Annotated in this window: 17 protein-coding genes; 9 read left to right on the plus strand and 8 right to left on the minus strand. The window is 60.9% G+C overall.

Going from position 1 to position 16,555, the window contains the following annotated elements:
- Window positions 1–33: 33 nt before the first annotated feature.
- The 6 genes from HZ99_RS23800 to HZ99_RS23825 form a co-directional block, all read right to left on the minus strand.
- Window positions 34–2,475: a penicillin acylase family protein gene (locus tag HZ99_RS23800; RefSeq protein WP_038446490.1), complete on the minus strand. Its 2,442-nt coding sequence runs from the start codon at window positions 2,473–2,475 to the stop codon at window positions 34–36.
- A 217-nt stretch (window positions 2,476–2,692) separates the two neighbouring features.
- Window positions 2,693–3,337, minus strand: coding sequence for a glutathione S-transferase N-terminal domain-containing protein (locus HZ99_RS23805; RefSeq protein WP_038446492.1), 645 nt, complete (start codon window positions 3,335–3,337; stop codon window positions 2,693–2,695).
- A gap of 188 nt (window positions 3,338–3,525) precedes the next feature.
- Complete coding sequence (locus HZ99_RS23810) at window positions 3,526–3,726, minus strand: SEC-C metal-binding domain-containing protein (protein ID WP_003189235.1); 201 nt, start codon at window positions 3,724–3,726, stop codon at window positions 3,526–3,528.
- Window positions 3,723–4,214, minus strand: coding sequence for an LEA type 2 family protein (locus HZ99_RS23815; RefSeq protein ID WP_038446493.1), 492 nt, complete (start codon window positions 4,212–4,214; stop codon window positions 3,723–3,725). The genes HZ99_RS23810 and HZ99_RS23815 overlap by 4 nt, the downstream gene beginning before the upstream one ends.
- A 125-nt stretch (window positions 4,215–4,339) precedes the next feature.
- A complete protein-coding gene (locus HZ99_RS23820; RefSeq protein ID WP_038446494.1) occupies window positions 4,340–4,810 on the minus strand; it encodes a YchJ family protein in 471 nt (156 codons plus the stop codon).
- 2 nt (window positions 4,811–4,812) lie between these two features.
- Window positions 4,813–5,310, minus strand: a complete 498-nt coding sequence (locus HZ99_RS23825) for a DUF6231 family protein (RefSeq protein ID WP_038446495.1) — start codon at window positions 5,308–5,310, stop codon at window positions 4,813–4,815.
- A 189-nt stretch (window positions 5,311–5,499) separates the two neighbouring features.
- Here HZ99_RS23825 and HZ99_RS23830 point away from each other — a divergent pair, with 189 nt between their 5' ends.
- The 3 genes from HZ99_RS23830 (at window position 5,500) to HZ99_RS23840 (ending at window position 7,414) form a co-directional block, all read left to right on the plus strand.
- The gene (locus HZ99_RS23830) at window positions 5,500–6,195 is read left to right on the plus strand and encodes an OmpA family protein (RefSeq protein WP_038446497.1); all 696 of its coding nucleotides are present in this window, start codon (window positions 5,500–5,502) and stop codon (window positions 6,193–6,195) included.
- 177 nt (window positions 6,196–6,372) lie between these two features.
- Window positions 6,373–6,663: a DUF1145 domain-containing protein gene (locus HZ99_RS23835; protein WP_038446498.1), complete on the plus strand. Its 291-nt coding sequence runs from the start codon at window positions 6,373–6,375 to the stop codon at window positions 6,661–6,663.
- Window positions 6,656–7,414, plus strand: coding sequence for a hypothetical protein (locus tag HZ99_RS23840; protein ID WP_038446500.1), 759 nt, complete (start codon window positions 6,656–6,658; stop codon window positions 7,412–7,414). Before HZ99_RS23835 ends, HZ99_RS23840 begins: the two co-directional genes overlap by 8 nt.
- Window positions 7,415–7,516: 102 nt before the next feature.
- Here the strand turns inward: HZ99_RS23840 and HZ99_RS23845 are convergent, their stop codons facing one another.
- Window positions 7,517–7,981: a CopD family protein gene (locus HZ99_RS23845; protein WP_038446501.1), complete on the minus strand. Its 465-nt coding sequence runs from the start codon at window positions 7,979–7,981 to the stop codon at window positions 7,517–7,519.
- 99 nt (window positions 7,982–8,080) lie between these two features.
- On the opposite strand from HZ99_RS23845, the gene dinG reads away from it, so the two are divergent.
- The 5 genes from dinG to pdxH all read left to right on the plus strand — a co-directional run bounded on the left by dinG (window position 8,081) and on the right by pdxH (window position 15,575).
- Entirely contained in the window at window positions 8,081–10,225 is a 2,145-nt protein-coding gene (gene dinG / locus HZ99_RS23850; protein ID WP_038446502.1) for an ATP-dependent DNA helicase DinG, read from the plus strand.
- Between the two features lie 88 nt (window positions 10,226–10,313).
- Window positions 10,314–12,539, plus strand: coding sequence for a beta-galactosidase (locus HZ99_RS23855; protein ID WP_051903238.1), 2,226 nt, complete (start codon window positions 10,314–10,316; stop codon window positions 12,537–12,539).
- Between the two features lie 53 nt (window positions 12,540–12,592).
- Window positions 12,593–13,738, plus strand: a complete 1,146-nt coding sequence (locus HZ99_RS23860; RefSeq protein ID WP_038446504.1) for an EstA family serine hydrolase — start codon at window positions 12,593–12,595, stop codon at window positions 13,736–13,738.
- A gap of 139 nt (window positions 13,739–13,877) precedes the next feature.
- Window positions 13,878–14,900, plus strand: coding sequence for an OmpA family protein (locus HZ99_RS23865; RefSeq protein ID WP_038446505.1), 1,023 nt, complete (start codon window positions 13,878–13,880; stop codon window positions 14,898–14,900).
- Window positions 14,901–14,927: 27 nt separating this feature from the next.
- The gene (gene pdxH, locus HZ99_RS23870; protein WP_038446507.1) at window positions 14,928–15,575 is read left to right on the plus strand and encodes a pyridoxamine 5'-phosphate oxidase; all 648 of its coding nucleotides are present in this window, start codon (window positions 14,928–14,930) and stop codon (window positions 15,573–15,575) included.
- An 18-nt stretch (window positions 15,576–15,593) separates the two neighbouring features.
- On the opposite strand, the gene HZ99_RS23875 is transcribed toward pdxH, so the two are convergent.
- Entirely contained in the window at window positions 15,594–15,839 is a 246-nt protein-coding gene (locus tag HZ99_RS23875; protein ID WP_038446508.1) for a hypothetical protein, read from the minus strand.
- 157 nt (window positions 15,840–15,996) lie between these two features.
- On the opposite strand from HZ99_RS23875, the gene HZ99_RS23880 reads away from it, so the two are divergent.
- Window positions 15,997–16,461 (plus strand): glycine zipper 2TM domain-containing protein, encoded by a 465-nt coding sequence (locus tag HZ99_RS23880; protein WP_029297142.1) that lies wholly within the window; start codon window positions 15,997–15,999, stop codon window positions 16,459–16,461.
- Window positions 16,462–16,555 lie beyond the last annotated feature (94 nt).

Below are 16,555 nucleotides of genomic sequence, written 5' to 3' on the forward strand. Positions count from 1 at the left end.
TACACCGCGATCGCTGGCAGTTCCTGCATCGGGTTATTTCCCAGGGATCAGGGTCAGACGGGTCTTGCCATACACCTTGTCAAAGTTCTGCGGCTGCATCGGGAAGCTCAGGTACTGTGCCTTGAGCCATGGCTCGATGCCATTGGCATAGTTTGGGCTGGCAGGGTTGCCGGATTGGCCGATCCCGCCCTGGCCCATCATCGGCTCAACCTGGCCGAAATCCACAATCAAGCGCAGGGCCTGGACTTGGGTGGTGGCGAAATCCTGCCCCCAGTTGTAGGGCGCTGCGTTCAAGGTGGTGTGATCGCCACCTGCCGCTACCGGGCCACGCAGGGCCTGGCCACGGGTGTTCTTCCAGGTGTAGCTGTGCAGTTTGCCCCATTGCCAGGCTTTATGATCTGCGCCCAATTGGCTGTCGCCAGCGGTGATCGCGGCGGCCAGGCTGCGGGCGAGAATCGCCGGCTTGTCTTCTTTGACGGGGGTGCGCAGGTCATCCCAGAAAGGGCTGTCTTCACGGGCCAACAGGTGATCGGCCTGGGCCGCGTAGGACAGGTTGGCGTTGCTAACAAAGGCCTTCCAGGTGGGGCTGGTTTCCGGGCCCAGTTCGTCGAGGAAAATCTGCTTGGCGCTTTCCTGAAGGAACAACTGGTAGATCGCGGCGTCGGCTGAGGTGGCTGCCAGGCGCCCATCGAATGCCATCAGGCGGCCCAGGGCCTCCCGGGCCTTGCCCCGTTCGGCGGCCGGCAGGGCATCTATCGCCTGTTTCAGAGGCTGGGCCATGCCCGGTGCCTGGAACATGCCTTTGAGTTTGGCGGCGAACAGTGTGGTCTGGTCGTACTGCATGGCGATCACGCTGCGGCTGTCGTGCTTGCCGTTGCCGGCCAGTTGCGCCAGGCGTTCGCTGCGTTCCGGCGCGGCCCAGGAGTTGGACAGTTGCATACCGTAGCCGTGGGGCACGCTGCGCTGGTTGGCGGTGCCGACCCAACCCTGAGGCGGGTCCTGATCATAGGGGTGCAACATCGCGTCGGCGTAGCCGTCCCAGTCAAAGCGCCCGTCCCAGCCTAGCGATGGCAGCAGGCCTTCACCTTCGCGGCGGTTGGGGAAACGCCCGGTGACCTGCCAGCCGATGTTGCTGGCGTCGGCAAATACCATGTTCAGGGGGATGGCACGAATTTCGCGGCTGGCGTCCGAGGCTTTTTCCACGTTCTGTGCCCGGGACAGGTCGAAAAACGCATCAAGGCTCTTGTCGTCCTTGAAATCGGCGGTTTGCAGGGCTAGGCCGTAGCCGCTGGTCAGCGACTGGGCGGTGTTGAGCAACGGCCCGTGGCGGGTTTCGTACACCGCTTCGCGAATTGGCCGCTGGCCCTTGGCGAAGAAGGTTTCGTTACGCACGATGGCCGGCAGCCATTTGCCGTTGTGCTCGTAGTACAGCGCACTGCCCTGGCGCCTGACCTTCTCCAGGAACAGGTCCTGAGTATCGCCGGACACCTGGCTCATGCTCCAGGCCACCTTGCCGTTGAAGCCTGACAACAGCGTAGGAATCCCGGCGATCGACACCCCGACCGCCTGGTATTTTGGCGCGCGGATTTGTACGAAATTCCACAGGGAGGGTACCTGCATCGGCGTCGACAGGTCATTCGCCAGCAGGCTGCGACCGCTGCGACTGCGTTGTGGGGCGATGGCCCAGTTGCTGGAGATGGAAACCCCAAGGGTATTGAGGCTACCCAGGCGCTCGTTGATGCTGTTGAGCGTGGCAAGGCCGGGAATCTGCCCGAGGTTGACGCCCTTAAGCTTGTCGGACTCCGCCGCAGGCAGCGGCTCGTCCGGGTAGCTTGGGGTCAGCCAGGCGAGTTTGTCGGCGCCGACTTTTTGCGCCAGTACCAGGGCAGACAACTCTTCCTGCAGGTTGGCCGACTCACTGAAATTGAGCAGGCAGAACAGCAGCGCCGAATCTTCCGGCTTCCAGTACTCGGGCTTGTAGCCAGTCTGGGCCAGGTCCGTCGGCAGTTTGTCACGGTAGCGGAACAGGTAGGCATTGACCCCGCGCGCATACACTTCGAAGAAGCGCTTGAGGCGTGGCGACGAAGCGTTGTACAGCTCGCTGGCGCTTTTCTTCAGGTTGACGGCGCGCATGAAGCGGTCGACATCCAGCATGTCCGGCCCGGACATTTCTGCCAGGCGGCCCTGGGCCAGCAGGCGCAGGGTGACCATCTGGTTGATCCGGTCGCTGGCGTGCACATAACCGAGGGTGAACAACGCGTCGTGGAAGGTGTTGCTTTCAATCAGCGGCATACCCTGGCTGTTGCGCCGTACAGAGACATTTTGCGCCAGGCCCTTGAGCGGCTGTACACCGGAGACGGGAGGCAGAGTGTCCTGGCTGTTCAGGGACTGGCAACCGGCCAGGCCCAAGGCACTGGCCACTGCCGCGGCAACGCCGAACCGGGGAAGTAAACGTGAGAGGGCTGGCGAGGCCATGGCAAAGCTCCTGCGGGGGGTAGCGTCAGTAAAGGCGCTACGTTAGTGAGCGCGGCGAACCGACGCAAGCGGGAGGCGATGCTAATTTTTTCAAACACTCACAAACCCCTGCAGGAGCCGGCTTGCCGGCGAAAAACTACCAGGCGCCACGCTTATCCAGGCACTCAGCGTTTTCGTTAACGATCTTCGCCGGCAAGCCGGTTCCTACCGGGTACGGTCAGGATTTCGGTGGGTTGACCTTCTGTACCAAGTCATAGGCCCGCACAGTCGCGGGGCGTTCCTTGACCAGGTTGAACCAGCGATGCAGATGGGGGAAGTCTTCCAGGCGCTGGCTCTGCCATTTGTGGGACACGATCCACGGGTAGATCGCCATGTCGGCAATGCTATAGGCCTCGCCGGCCACGAAGCTGCGGTCGGCCAGGCGCCGGTCCAGCACGCCATAGAGGCGCGCGGTTTCATCGACATAGCGTTTGATGGCGTAGGGGATTTTTTCCGGGGCGAACTGGCTGAAATGGTGATTCTGCCCGGCCATCGGCCCCAGGCCGCCCATTTGCCAGAACAGCCATTGCAGCGCCTCCTGGCGGCCGCGCAGGTCCGTGGGCAGGAACTGGCCGGTTTTTTCTGCGAGGTACAGCAGGATGGCACCGGATTCAAACAGGGAAATGGGCGCGCCGCCGTCGCTCGGTTGCTGATCGACAATGGCGGGAATGCGGTTGTTGGGAGCGATCTTCAGGAAGTCTGGCTTGAACTGGTCGCCCTGGCCGATATTGATCGGATGCACCTCGTAGGGCAGGCCGGCTTCTTCCAGGAACAACGAAATCTTGTGACCGTTGGGGGTGGTCCAGTAATACAGGTCGATCATGAAGCTCTCCAGGATTGGTGATGCTTGAACGGGTAGGACGCCCGCTGAGATGCCTGTAGGTATAGGTAACGGTCGATTAGGGAAAATTCAATGAAATATTTGGCTCTATCGATAGAACCGTAGGCGCCGGCTTGTTGGCATGGCGGTGTGCCTGAAAAACCGACAGGCCGACGTCTACATGAGGCGTATCAGGCGCCGTGGCACTTCTTGAACTTTTTCTCACTGCCGCATGGGCATGGATCGTTGCGGCCAACGTCTTTCAAGGCATTGCGCACCGGCTCCTGGTGGGCATGGCCGCAGTTAGGGCCGTGGACATGACCATGGTCGTGATCATGGTGATCGTGATCGTGGTTGCAGTCAGGACCATGGACATGGGGTTGCTGGGTCATTGGTGTCGCTCCGGAATAAAATCGCCGGGGATTATCTCGCCATTGCGCATCACGTGCACGTCGTTACCGATGAATAATCCGGTTTTCAACTCTCCCTCCAGACGATAGGGGATGGGGCGGTCCGGGTTTTTCAGCAGGTCGGCGATTTCCCGCACCTGTGGCCACAGGTTGGTGCGCACCGTGACCTTGAAAAATCCCCGGCCATGGGGCGCAATCGTCAGCCACTCGTCGGACTCGCCCTCGGTCAGTTCCACGTCAGCCAGGCTGATCTTGTAGATCAGGCCGCGCACGGTGAGGTCCGAGTCGCCGGGGTTATCCACACGAAAGTGCAGCTTGAATTTCTGCTCCAGCAGTTTGGCGCGCACCAGTTCGACCTTGACCAGATGGGTTTGCGGGGGCGGGGTGTCATCGGCGAACCAGGACGCACAGCCCGAGAGACCAACGGTCAGGGCCAGTAAACAGCTATAGGTTCGTAATCGGCTGACCATGACGTAATCCCTTGTAGGAGCCGGCTTGCCGGCGATGGTCGTCAACGATGACGAGGGCAGTCTGGATAAATACGGTGCTCTTGCCTTCTTTGCGAGCAAGCTCGCTCCTGCAAAGAAGCGGATTTTTACAGATAGCCGGAACAGCACTTCTTGAACTTTTGCCCGCTGCCACACAAGCAAATGTCATTACGCCCGGCTTTCACCTCCACCGTAGGATCAATAAAGTACCAGCGTCCATCGTTCTGTACGAAGGAAGACTGTTCCCGGTGGCTGTGTTCACCGGTGCTGTCATGCCAGCGCGCGGTAAAGGTGACGAAGGCATGTTCCGGTTGCCCACCAAACACTTCCGAACTTTCCACTTCCAGGCCCAGCCAGGTGCTTTGCGCGCTCCAGGCCCCGATGGCGTCACGGTCCAGGCCGCTCTGTTGTGCCGGTAGCGTGGTCGCCACCAGATAGTCCACCAGCCCCAGCACATAGGCGCTGTAGCGTGAGCGCATCAATGCAGTGGCGCAGGGTGCGGGGTGGCCAGTGTGGTAATGGCCGCAACAGGCATCCAACAGGTTGCCGCTGCCACAAGGGCAAATGGATGTACTCATGGTTACCACCAATACTTTCCGAAATTTTCCGGGTTGGCCCAGAATCGGGCGTTCAGCCAGTCCGGCACTTGTTTGTATTCAAGCAGATCATAGGTAAACAGCGTCAGTACCTGATTGTCGCGGCAAAACTGCTCGCTGGTTTGCAGGGCCAGGGAGAAAAAGTCGGTGTCTTTCCAGCCACAGGCAGCCAGGTCGGCGAGGACAGCGATGCGGCTGGCGTTGAGGTTGCGCGCGCCGCCAAGCAACTCCAGGCCTGCACGTTTTGACAGGTGCTCCAGGCAGTCGACCACCAGGGCCAGGTCAAATCGCTGGGCGGCCAGTTCGGCGGGCAATGGCCCGGGCCCTGCCGCGCAGACAACGGTACCAGGGTGTGCCAGCTTGAACGCATCCAGCGCCGGGAAGTTGCCGGTACCCAATACCAGCAGGCGTTTGGGCGCTTGGCGATCAAGCAGGGCAGCCAGTGATTGCTGCGGCGTACGGGAAGAATTACCGGCGGTCATCGAAGATCCTCACATCAGAACCGTGAAGACTAGCCTGCTTGAGCGTGCGGGCCTAGAGCGGCGGTGGCCTGTCGGCCGGGAAAAGCGGATTCGCTCAATGAATACGGGGGTATGGCGCGCTGGCGCAGATGAAAAGAGCGGTCTTTACTCCACCCATCGGCTTGCAGCCGACCCCTCAGGAGAAATCAAATGAGCATCATGCGGACAGCTCTACCTTTGGTTCTGCTAACCGGAGTATTGACAGGTTGCGCAGGCTTGCAGAAAACCGACTGGCCCACCTGTGCAGCCCTTGGCGGTGTAACCGGTGCCGCGCTGGGCGCTACCGAGAGCTCCTCATGGGCCGGCGGCGGTGCGTTGTTGATCGGCGGCATGGCCGGCGCCTATTGCTGGGTGCATGGCGACGGTGATGAGGATGGCGATGGCGTGCCTGACAGCCGCGATCAGTGCCCGGGCACTCCCAAGGGCGTGCAGGTCGATGCCAATGGCTGCCCGCCAGTACCTGAGGTGGTCGTCGTCGAAGAAGTGGTGGTGGTCAAGGAAGAGACCATCGTGATTCGTGATGTGCACTTCCAGTTCGACTCGGCCCGGCTGACGGCGGCGGATAAAACCACGCTCGACACTGTCGCCGCGCGCCTGAAGCAGGAAGCACCGAGTGCTCAATTGCGGGTCAGTGGGCATACCGACAATGTCGGCAAAGATGCTTACAACCAGAAGCTCTCGGAAAAACGCGCCCATTCGGTGACCGACTATCTGGTCAGCTCCGGCGTGCCCCGCAGCAGCGTTGTGTCGGTGACCGGCGCCGGTGAAACCCATCCGGTGGCCGACAATAAAACCGCCGACGGCCGCGCCCTGAACCGTCGCGTGGAAATCCAGATCAACCGCTAATGCGCCTCGCCATGCCCCAGGGGATTCCAGGGGCATTTCTGGCGGCAGCTTCCGACAATCCTCGGCGATCTGGCCGCCAAGTCGCCGCCTTCTCAAGTTTTTTAATCCTTCACTGGCAAATCGCCTGTAGAACTCGTTACTGTGCGCCCAAAGAATAATGTGCAGGGGGCGTAGGGCATGAAGCTGTTTTTGCGATTGGGGAAGTTGCTGGCGTTGCTGTTCTGGGGAGTTGCGCTAGTCAATCTGTTCAAACCGCTGACCAATCCATTTCATCTGTTGGTCAACCTGGTTGGCAGCCTGTTGTTGCTGATCCATCTTCTGGAGTTGGTGTTGTTCAACGCCAGCGTCAAACATCGTGCCCACCCCTGGCGTGACCGCCTGCTGATCCTGTTGCTGGGGATGTTCCATATAAAGAGCCTGCCTGCGCCTACGGCTGACCAAGACAACAAGGATGGCAATCATGCGTAAGGTTTTTTTCCTGGCCCTGCTGGTCAGCCCCATTGCCCTGGCCCAAAGCGTCAGTGTCGAGACCAATTCGTTGCTGCGCTTGCCCAACAGCACCAGCGTGCTGCAGTTGGAGCGCCTGGACGTGGCCGACTATGGCACCTTGTTGATTCCGGCGAATATCACCCAGGTGACCGTCGACGAACTGCACCTGGGCCACGAAGCGCGCATCGCCATTGTGCCCAGCGCCTCGGCCCTGCAATTGCAGGTACGGCATGCACAGTTGGAGCAGGGCAGCCAGATCACTTCCCGTGGCGCGCCCGGTACCCATGAAAAACCGGCCAGGCCGGGGCGTGACCTGACCTTGCGGATCACCCAACTGAGCGCGGATGAACTGTCCGTCGATGCCCGTGGTGGCACCGGCGCCCAGGGCTATGCCGGGCTCGATGGGGCCAATGGTGAAGACCCGGGTTGCGCGTGGGGTTCGGCCGGGCGTGGCGCCAATGGCGACAACGGTGGCGACGGGCTGCCTGGGGCTGCGGGTGCGGCGGTGCGTATCGAATTGCCGCAGGATTATCCGAGCGCGCAGATCAAGGTCTGGGTCGATGGCGGTGCTGGCGGCTTGCCGGGTGTTGCCGGCAAACCGGGCAAGGGAGGGGCGTCCAAGGGGTGCCTGGTGTACCGCGCCGATGGGGGCGAGAAGGGCCGGCCAGGGTTGGAAGGGCAGGCCGGGCCGGCTGGGCCTGCCGGCACGGTGACCATTCAGCGGCTGTAAACACTGTAGGAGCCGGCTTTCCGGCGATGAGGCCCTTGATTCAGCGATTACTCTAAGGACACCATCGCCGGCGAGCCGGCTCCTACAGGGCGATTTGTCGCCTCAGAACATCGGCCTGGCCGAAGCCACCGCTACCACGACCAACCCCACAATCAGATTAACCCCCACCAATCGCCGAATCTGCCCCAACGCCGCCGCACCCGCCGGCCAATCCTCAGCCACCAGCGCCGCCCGCAGTTCGGGCAACTTCAGCGCCTGGATGCGGATGAAAAGCGCCGTCATCACCACATACAAGCCCATCATCACCTGCACATAACGCGGCGCGGTTTCAAACCCGCTGAAGCGCAATTGCAGCAAGCCGACGCCACTGATCGGCAAGATCAGCACCGCGACCCAGACCCACACGAAAAAACGCTGAAACACATTTATCCACAGTTTCAGCCGTGCCGGCCCCTCAAGCACTGCCCCAGCGGCCGGGCGCAGGATCATCCAGGCGAAAAACATACCACCGACCCATACCAGGGCGGCCAATACATGCAAGGTGTAGGTCAGGCTAAAGACTGTCATTGAGGTACTCCGTTCTGCGCGGGATTAATTAGCGGGGTATGATAGCGGCCGATCCGAACCACTGAAAATTTATCCAGCGTTTTTTGCGCCCGACTATCCATGATCAGCACTGAACTCAAAACCACGATCCAGGGCGCCTACTCGCGTTTTCTCGAAGCCAAGAGCTTGAAACCGCGCTACGGCCAGCGCCTGATGATCGCCGAAGTGGCCAAGGTCCTCGGGGATATCGACACCGACGACGAAGGCCGGCGCAGTGGCGACCCTGCGGTCGTGGCTGTCGAGGCCGGCACCGGTACCGGCAAGACCGTGGCCTACAGCCTGGCGGCGATTCCCACCGCCAAGGCCGCTGGCAAGCGCCTGGTGATTGCCACCGCCACCGTGGCCCTGCAAGAGCAGATCGTCTACAAAGACCTGCCGGACCTGATGCGCAACAGCGGCCTGAACTTCACCTTCGCCTTGGCCAAGGGCCGTGGCCGCTATATGTGCCTGTCCAAGCTCGATGTGCTGCTGCAGGAAGGGCATGCCCAAACCGCCACGGCTTCGCTGTTTGAAGAAGAAGGCTTCAAGATCGAAGTCGATGAAGCCAGTCAGAAGCTGTTTACCAGCATGATCGAGAAACTGGCCGGCAATAAATGGGATGGCGATCGCGATAGCTGGCCCAATGCCCTGGAAGACGCCGACTGGGCGCGCCTGACCACCGATCATAGCCAGTGCACCAACCGTCATTGCCCCAACTTCGGCCAGTGCGCCTTCTACAAGGCCCGCGAAGGCATGGGCAAGGTTGACGTGATTGTCACCAACCACGACATGGTCCTCGCCGACCTGGCCCTGGGCGGCGGTGCTGTGCTGCCCGACCCGCGCGACACCCTGTACGTGTTTGACGAAGGCCACCACTTGCCGGACAAGGCCATTGGCCACTTCGCCCACTACACGCGCCTGCGTTCCACTGCCGACTGGCTGGAAACCACGGCCAAGAACCTCACCAAGCTGCTGGCCCAGCACCCGCTACCGGGGGACCTGGGCAAGCTGATCGAGCAGGTGCCGGAGCTGGCGCGGGAGATCAAGACCCAGCAACAGTTCATGTTCAGTGCCTGTGAGCAGGTGGCAGACTTCAAGCCCGGCGAAGACGTTGAAGGTCGCGAACGGCCGCGCCATCGCTTTGTTGGCGGGCTGATTCCCGAGCATATGCGCGAGATGGGCGTCGAGTTGAAGAAGGGCTTTTCGCGCCTTACCGATTTGTTCACCCGCCTGACCGACCTGCTCAAGGAAGGCATGGATGGCGAGGTCAATATCGGCATTGCCAGCAACCAGGCCGAAGAATGGTACCCGCTGTTTGGCAGCCTGCTATCGCGCGCCCAGGGCAACTGGGAGTTGTGGACCGCCTTCACCGTCGAAGATCCGGAAGATAATCCGCCCATGGCTCGCTGGCTGACGCTGTCGGAGAGTGGCGCGTTGTTCGATATCGAAGTCAACGCCAGCCCGATCCTCGCGGCGGAAATGCTCCGGCGCAACCTGTGGAACGTGGCCTACGGCGCCCTGGTGACCTCGGCCACCCTGACCGCCCTGGGCACCTTCGACCGGTTCCGCATGCGTGCCGGCCTGCCGAAAAAGGCGGTCACTGCCGTGGTCCCTAGCCCGTTCCATCACGCCGATGCCGGTGTGCTGCGGGTGCCGGACCTCAGGGCCGATCCACGGGATGCAGCGGCTCATACAGCGGCAATCATTCGTGACCTGCCGTCGCTGGTCGAAGGTTCCAAGGGCACACTGGTACTGTTTTCATCGCGCAAACAGATGCAGGACGTGTTCGACGGCCTCGATCGCGACTGGCGCAAGCAGGTGTTTATTCAGGGCAACCTGTCAAAACAGGAGACCCTGAACAAGCACAAGGCGCGGGTCGATGGCGGGGATTCCAGTGTACTGTTCGGCCTGGCGAGCTTTGCCGAAGGGGTGGACTTGCCCGGTGCCTACTGTGAACACGTGGTGATCGCCAAGATCCCGTTCTCGGTGCCGGATGATCCGGTCGAGGCTGCACTGGCCGAGTGGATCGAAGCCCGTGGCGGCAATCCGTTCATGGAGATCTCGGTGCCGGATGCCTCGTTGAAGCTGGTCCAGGCCTGTGGTCGCTTGCTGCGTACTGAAGAGGACCGGGGCACGATCACCCTGCTCGACCGTCGTTTGGTCACCCAACGCTATGGCAAGGCTATCCTTAATGCCTTGCCGCCTTTCCGGCGCGAAATTTCCTAAGCCACTGTGGGCGAACTCGCCCACTTCGTGGTCAATCTCATGTATGTCATCAGGCCATTCACCGGCCGATTGGGAGAACCTTGTTCGTATGATTCGCACGCTGCCTGCTCTTTTTGCCCTGCTGTTCGCCACGCCATTGCTGGCTGCGCCGGCCGGACAACAGACGCTGTTCAACTTTGTCCGGCCGGCTGATGTGGTCAAGGTGGCGACCCAGGACGCCAGCCTGCCGCAATACAACGCTGAACAGACCCCGGAAGGCGAGGTGCTGCGCCGCATCACCTTCAACCCGGCGGCAGAACCGAGCCTGGTGCTCAGCCCGCAGAACGGTGTGTGGGACTGGTCGCAGTCGAGCGCCATGAGCCTGCGCATCCAGAGCGCCATGGACTGGGCGTTGACGTTGTACGTCAAGGTGCAGAGCAGCGACGGCAAGACCCTGGTCAGTCGTATCGATTTGCCGGCGGGGCCTGCGCAAACCCTGCTGGTGCCCCTGCTGGCCAACTCGTCCTTGAGCCAGGGGATGAAGGCCGGGCCGCCGATGCCGATCACCGTGGACGGCCAGCGCGTCATGCTGGCTGCAAGTGCTGGCGAAATCGATCGCAGCCAGGTGGTCTCGGTCACCCTGTCGATGATCAAGCCGGCTGCAGCGCAAAGCATCTTGCTGGAGCGCTTTGGCGTGCAGGACAGCGAGCCGGTGCTCAAGGCTGCCTACAGTGAGCTGGTGGATGCCTATGGGCAGTCCAACCGCGCGCGTTGGCCGGAAAAAGTCAGCAGCGACGAGCAATTGAAAGCGGCTGCCGCCAAAGAGCAACAACAGCTCAAGGGCTGGCTCGCAGAGCGTGACAAAAGCGCTCTGGACAAGTTTGGCGGCAGCACCAAGGGTCCGGCTTTTGATGCCAGCGGCTTCTTTCGCACCGAAAAGCGCGACGGGCGCTGGTACCTGGTGACACCGTTGGGGCATCCGTTCTACTCCCTGGGCGTCAACACTGTGAGCCCGGCCAACAGCCAGACCTATGTCGCCGGGCGCGAGTGGATGTTTGGCGCACTGCCCAAGGCGGGTGAGCCCTTGGACAAGTATTACGGCAGTGGCGACAACCGTGGCGGCAATGGCGCCGATGCAGGGCGCGGATTCAATATGGGGCGTTGGTACGATTTCTACGGAGCGAACCTGCAACGCACTTATGGCACCGAAGGATTCGACCAGGCCCGTTGGGTCGGCCACACCCTGGATCGCCTGCAGGGCTGGGGTTTCAACACTGTCGGCAACTGGAGCGCCCCGCAACTGGTCGGCGCTGATCGTGTGCCTTACACCTTGCCTCTGTCGATTATTGGTGACTACACCAGTATCAGCACCGGTATCGACTGGTGGGGCGGTATGCCCGATCCCTTCGACCCGCGCTTTGCCATGGCCACTGAGCGGGCCGTGGCGATTGCCACCCGTGACCATCGCGACGACCCCTGGTTGATCGGCTTCTTTGCCGATAACGAACTGGCGTGGGCCGGTCCTGGCAATGACGCAAAATCCCGCTATGCCCTGGCCTATGGCACCCTGCGCATGACCACCGATGTACCGGCAAAACGTGCGTTCCTCAAGCAACTGCGCGACAAATACCGCAACGAAGATGGCCTTTCCAAGGCCTGGGGTATTCACCTGGCTGGCTGGGAGTTGATGGAAGACCCAGGCTTCGAGCCGCCGGTTCCCAGTGCCGAGCATCCGGAAATCGAGGCTGATTTTCAGTACTTCCAGAAGACCTTCGCCGACGCCTACTTCAAGACCATCTCCGATGCGCTGAAATGGCATGCGCCCAACCAGTTGCTGCTGGGCGGTCGCTACGCGGTCAGTACCCCGGAGGCTGTGGCGTCCTGCGCCCAGTATTGCGATGTGTTGAGCTTCAACATGTACACCCTCAAGCCTCAGGATGGCTACGATTTCGCGGCCCTGCGCGCATTGGACAAACCGGTGCTGATCAGCGAGTTCAACTTCGGCTCGGCCGACCGTGGCCCGTTCTGGGGCGGCTTGGCGCCATTGGCCAGGGAAGAGGCGCGCGGGCCAGCCTATGCGACCTTCCTCAAGCAGGCCATGGCCGAGCCGTCGATTGTCGGCGTGCACTGGTTCCAGTACCTCGATCAACCGGTGGCCGGGCGTTTGCTGGACGGTGAAAATGGTCATTTCGGTCTGGTGGGGATCACCGATGTGCCGTTCACGGGCTTTATCGACAGCGTGCGTAAAAGCAACCTGGCGGCGATCCAGCAATTGGGCTTGGAGGCCGAAAAAGCCAAGATCGCCCATGGGGCAACGGGTTCCCAAACCCAGTAATGACTGGAACAATGGGCGCCATTTAACGCAGGTCTTTTCCGAGGGGGATTCAGGTGCAGATTCAGGGTCATTACGAGCTTCAATTTGAAGCGGTGCGTGAAGCCTTCGCCGCGCTGTTTGACGACCCTCAGGAGCGCGGTGCGGCGCTGTGTGTGCAGGTGGGTGGCGAAACCGTCCTCGACCTGTGGGCCGGCACCGCCGACAAGGACGGTGCCGAGGCCTGGCACAGCGACACCATTGCCAACCTGTTCTCCTGCACCAAGACATTCACCGCCGTCACGGCCTTGCAACTGGTTGCCGAAGGCAAACTGCAACTGGACGTCCCGGTTGCCAACTACTGGCCGGCGTTCGCCGCGGCAGGCAAGGAAGGCATCACCCTGCGTCAACTGCTGTGCCATAAGGCCGGGTTGCCAGCGTTGCGTGAGACATTGCCCGCCGAAGCCCTGTATGACTGGCCCATGATGACGGCGGCCCTGGCCGCCGAGGCGCCCTGGTGGACGCCCGGTGAGGGCCATGGCTACGCTGCTATCACCTATGGCTGGCTGATCGGTGAACTGCTGCGTCGCGCCGATGGCCGTGGGCCGGGGGAGTCGATTGTGGCCCGGGTTGCCCGCCCTCTAGGCCTGGACTTCCATGTCGGGCTGGCGGACGAAGAGTTTTATCGTGTGGCCCACATTGCCAGGAGCAAAGGCAATATGGGGGATGAGGCAGCCCAACGACTATTACAGGTCACCCTGCGCGAACCTGCGGCAATGACCACCCGCGCGTTTACCAATCCGCCTTCCATACTAACCAGCACTAACAAGCCCGAGTGGCGTCGTATGCAGCAGCCTGCGGCAAACGGACATGGCAATGCGCGCAGTTTGGCCGGGTTTTATAGTGGTTTGTTGGACGGAAGTTTGTTGGAAGCCGATATGCTTGAACAACTGACCCGCGAGCACAGTATCGGGCTGGATAAAACCTTATTGACGCAAACCCGCTTTGGCCTGGGCTGCATGCTGGACCAGCCAGATGTGCCCAATGCCACGTTTGGCCTTGGCCCACGTGCATTTGGGCACCCTGGTGCCGGCGGTTCCGTGGGCTTTGCCGATCCGGAACATGATGTAGCATTTGGTTTCGTGACCAATACTCTGGGGCCGTATGTACTTATGGACCCGCGCGCGCAAAAGTTGGTAAGAATATTGGCCGGTTGTCTGTAAATAGCTTGCTGTCTGGCGTTTTTTTGTTAAAAAGGCACCTACAAAAGGCGCTTGAAAAGTATTGTTACTTTAAACTTCGTGAAGCGTCTGTTTAACGGGTCATTCAGGCCCCTGTGTTTTCTCATTTTGTGGATATCTCATGTTATCGAACAAGTCCTTGGCACTGGCGCTCTGCCTCACTATTACTGGCTGTGCACAAACTCCACAAAATGATGCGTCTGGTGAGCATTGGTGGTCATTCTGGCCCGACAAGTCGGCGGCCAAGGACGTTACCGCCAAGGCCGATGCGAAGGCCGATGCCAAGGTGGCGGACGCCAAGGCCGATCTCAAGGCCGACCTGAAAGCGGCAACGCCAGCTCCGGCTACCGCCCCGGTGGTCGCCAAGGCTGAAACCGGCACCAAATGGTGGTGGCCGTTTGAAAGCAAGCCAAAACCCCTGAACAAAGTCGATGTGACCAACATCCCGATGCCAGACCCGAAAATCACCCAGGCCTGGTTGGACGACTACGAGCCGCGCCTGCGCGCCGCGATCAAGGACAGCAACCTGCAACTTGAACGTCGTGACAACGTGCTGGTGGTGATTGCCCCGGTCGATGGTTCCTACAACCCCAAGCGTCCGGCAATGTTGCTGCCTGTGACGCTGGGTCCGTTCACCCGTGTGGCCAAGGCCGTTGAAAGCGATCCCAAGACCGCCGTGCTGGTCCTGGGCCACATCGACACCGTACAGAACCAGCCCCTGACCAAGGAGCGTGCCCAGTCCATTGCTTCGATCTTCAGCCTCAGCGGCTTGAAGCAGGACCGCCTGATGTTGCGTGGCATGGGTGACCTGATGCCTCGCGCCGCCAACGACAGCACCCAGGGCCGCGCCCTGAACCGCCGTATGGAAATCATGTTCACCCAGCGCACTACCATGCTGGCACTGTTGAGCAAGTACAACTCGCCAAACCCGCCGAAGCCCGAACTGGTTGCGGTACAGGACGTAGTGGCGCCAGCGCCGGTCGCCAAGAAAGCCGTTGCCGCCAAAAAAGCGCCTGCCAAGAAGGCCGTCGCCAAGCCTGCCGCGAAAAAAGTGGCCGCCAAGCCGGCTGCCAAAAAGCCAGCTGCCGCCAAGGATGCAGCGCCAGTAAAAAAAGTGGCGGCAAACGACCAGGCGAAAAACTGAGCAGTTGAACGAGAAGGATAAAGCCGCATGACTCAGGCACTGGCTGATATGCGCCGTGACTATACACGGGACGGTTTGAGCGAGGCCCAGGCCCCGGACGAGCCGTTTGCCTTGTTCCACCAGTGGTTCAGCGATGCGGTCAAGACCGAGCAACCGCCGGTGGAGGCCAACGCAATGACGCTGGCGACCGTGGATGAAGAGGGCCGGCCTCATTGCCGCGTCCTGCTGCTCAAGGGCCTGGATGCCCAGGGCTTTACCTTCTTTACCAACTACCAGAGCGCCAAGGGCGAGCAATTGGCGGTACGGCCCTTTGCTGCCATGACCTTCTTCTGGCCGACCTTGGAGCGCCAGGTACGCATCGAGGGCCGGGTGGTCAAAGTCACGCCCGAGGAGTCGGACGCTTACTATCAGGTGCGCCCACTGGGTAGCCGCATTGGCGCCTGGGCTTCCCCGCAAAGCCGAGTGATCCGTGATCGCCAGCAATTGCAAGACCTGCTCACGCTGACCGAACAGCGTTTTAGCAAGACCCAGCCGGATTGCCCGGAACACTGGGGCGGTTATCGCCTGCTGCCCGAACGCATCGAGTTCTGGCAGGGCCGGGCGAGCCGATTGCATGATCGCTTGAACTATCGTTTGCAGGGTGCAGATTGGACCCGTGAACGATTGGCACCCTAAAGCCGGCTCCTACAGCCTCTACTCCGTGGGGTTGACCACATATTGCCGGGCTGCATCCTGCAGCCACTGCGGCAAATCCCTACGCTTGACCTTCTCCGCCTTGGCGCGGTCTAACTGTTGCAGCATAAAGACACGCTTGTGCTGATCGTCCCCAGCCAGCGAAAGCGCCAAGTCGCGATCGATCCAACGCTTGATCCGTCGGTAAAGCCACCAGTGGAAATACAGGCCGGCGGCGGTGGTCGCTACAATGATGAAGTAGTCCATGAAATTCCTTGTCTGGGTGCAGCCGCTACCGTTCGTCGATTTTCGTGGTACAGCCTGTCTGTACTGGGGCTGAATGAAAGCAATTTTCTGCGGGCCGTGCCGTGACAGGCGTCAAGCAGCGGAGTCTAATAAAGATATGTCCTTTGGAGTTGATGCTATGCGTAAGTCTGTTCTGCTGGTTGCCTGTTTTACCACCATGTCGTTGTTGCTGGGTGGCTGCGCCTCCAGTCTGACCGGCGACTCGTATTCCCGTGACGAAGCCCGCCGTGTGCAGAGCGTGCGCATGGGGACCATTGAATCCCTGCGTCCGGTCAAGATCGAAGGCACCAAGACCCCGATCGGCGGCGCAGCAGGTGCAGTCATCGGCGGTGTTGGCGGTAGCGCCATCGGTGGTGGTCGCGGCAGTATTGTGACGGCCGTTATCGGTGCCGTGGCCGGTGGCCTGCTGGGCTCGGCCACCGAAGAGGGCTTGACCCGCACCCAGGGTGTTGAAATCACCGTACGCGAAGACGACGGCAGCATGCGCGCCTACGTCCAGGCGGTGCAGGAAAACGAGATCTTCCGCATCGGCGACCGCGTGCGCATCATGACTGTCGATGGGACCAGCCGCGTTACCCGTTAAGGGCTAGGCGGTAAACGAAAAACCCCGACCAGGTGGCTGGTCGGGGTTTTTTATTGGGCGCTCAATTGAGCCTCATCATTGAGCGTGCCAGCAA

Origin of the sequence: Pseudomonas fluorescens (genome assembly GCF_000730425.1) — a bacterium.
Taxonomy (GTDB): Bacteria; Pseudomonadota; Gammaproteobacteria; order Pseudomonadales; family Pseudomonadaceae; genus Aquipseudomonas; species Aquipseudomonas fluorescens_X.

Bases quoted from the DNA above. Each gene is read 5' to 3' on its own strand.
- HZ99_RS23800 (WP_038446490.1), bottom strand. From the start codon at position 2,475: ATGGCCTCGCCAGCCCTCTCACGTTTACTTCCCCGGTTCGGCGTTGCC.
- HZ99_RS23805 (WP_038446492.1), bottom strand. From the start codon at position 3,337: ATGATCGACCTGTATTACTGGACCACCCCCAACGGTCACAAGATTTCG.
- HZ99_RS23810 (WP_003189235.1), bottom strand. From the start codon at position 3,726: ATGACCCAGCAACCCCATGTCCATGGTCCTGACTGCAACCACGATCAC.
- HZ99_RS23815 (WP_038446493.1), bottom strand. From the start codon at position 4,214: ATGGTCAGCCGATTACGAACCTATAGCTGTTTACTGGCCCTGACCGTT.
- HZ99_RS23820 (WP_038446494.1), bottom strand. From the start codon at position 4,810: ATGAGTACATCCATTTGCCCTTGTGGCAGCGGCAACCTGTTGGATGCC.
- HZ99_RS23825 (WP_038446495.1), bottom strand. From the start codon at position 5,310: ATGACCGCCGGTAATTCTTCCCGTACGCCGCAGCAATCACTGGCTGCC.
- HZ99_RS23830 (WP_038446497.1), top strand. From the start codon at position 5,500: ATGAGCATCATGCGGACAGCTCTACCTTTGGTTCTGCTAACCGGAGTA.
- HZ99_RS23835 (WP_038446498.1), top strand. From the start codon at position 6,373: ATGAAGCTGTTTTTGCGATTGGGGAAGTTGCTGGCGTTGCTGTTCTGG.
- HZ99_RS23840 (WP_038446500.1), top strand. From the start codon at position 6,656: ATGCGTAAGGTTTTTTTCCTGGCCCTGCTGGTCAGCCCCATTGCCCTG.
- HZ99_RS23845 (WP_038446501.1), bottom strand. From the start codon at position 7,981: ATGACAGTCTTTAGCCTGACCTACACCTTGCATGTATTGGCCGCCCTG.
- dinG (WP_038446502.1), top strand. From the start codon at position 8,081: ATGATCAGCACTGAACTCAAAACCACGATCCAGGGCGCCTACTCGCGT.
- HZ99_RS23855 (WP_051903238.1), top strand. From the start codon at position 10,314: ATGATTCGCACGCTGCCTGCTCTTTTTGCCCTGCTGTTCGCCACGCCA.
- HZ99_RS23865 (WP_038446505.1), top strand. From the start codon at position 13,878: ATGTTATCGAACAAGTCCTTGGCACTGGCGCTCTGCCTCACTATTACT.
- pdxH (WP_038446507.1), top strand. From the start codon at position 14,928: ATGACTCAGGCACTGGCTGATATGCGCCGTGACTATACACGGGACGGT.
- HZ99_RS23875 (WP_038446508.1), bottom strand. From the start codon at position 15,839: ATGGACTACTTCATCATTGTAGCGACCACCGCCGCCGGCCTGTATTTC.
- HZ99_RS23880 (WP_029297142.1), top strand. From the start codon at position 15,997: ATGCGTAAGTCTGTTCTGCTGGTTGCCTGTTTTACCACCATGTCGTTG.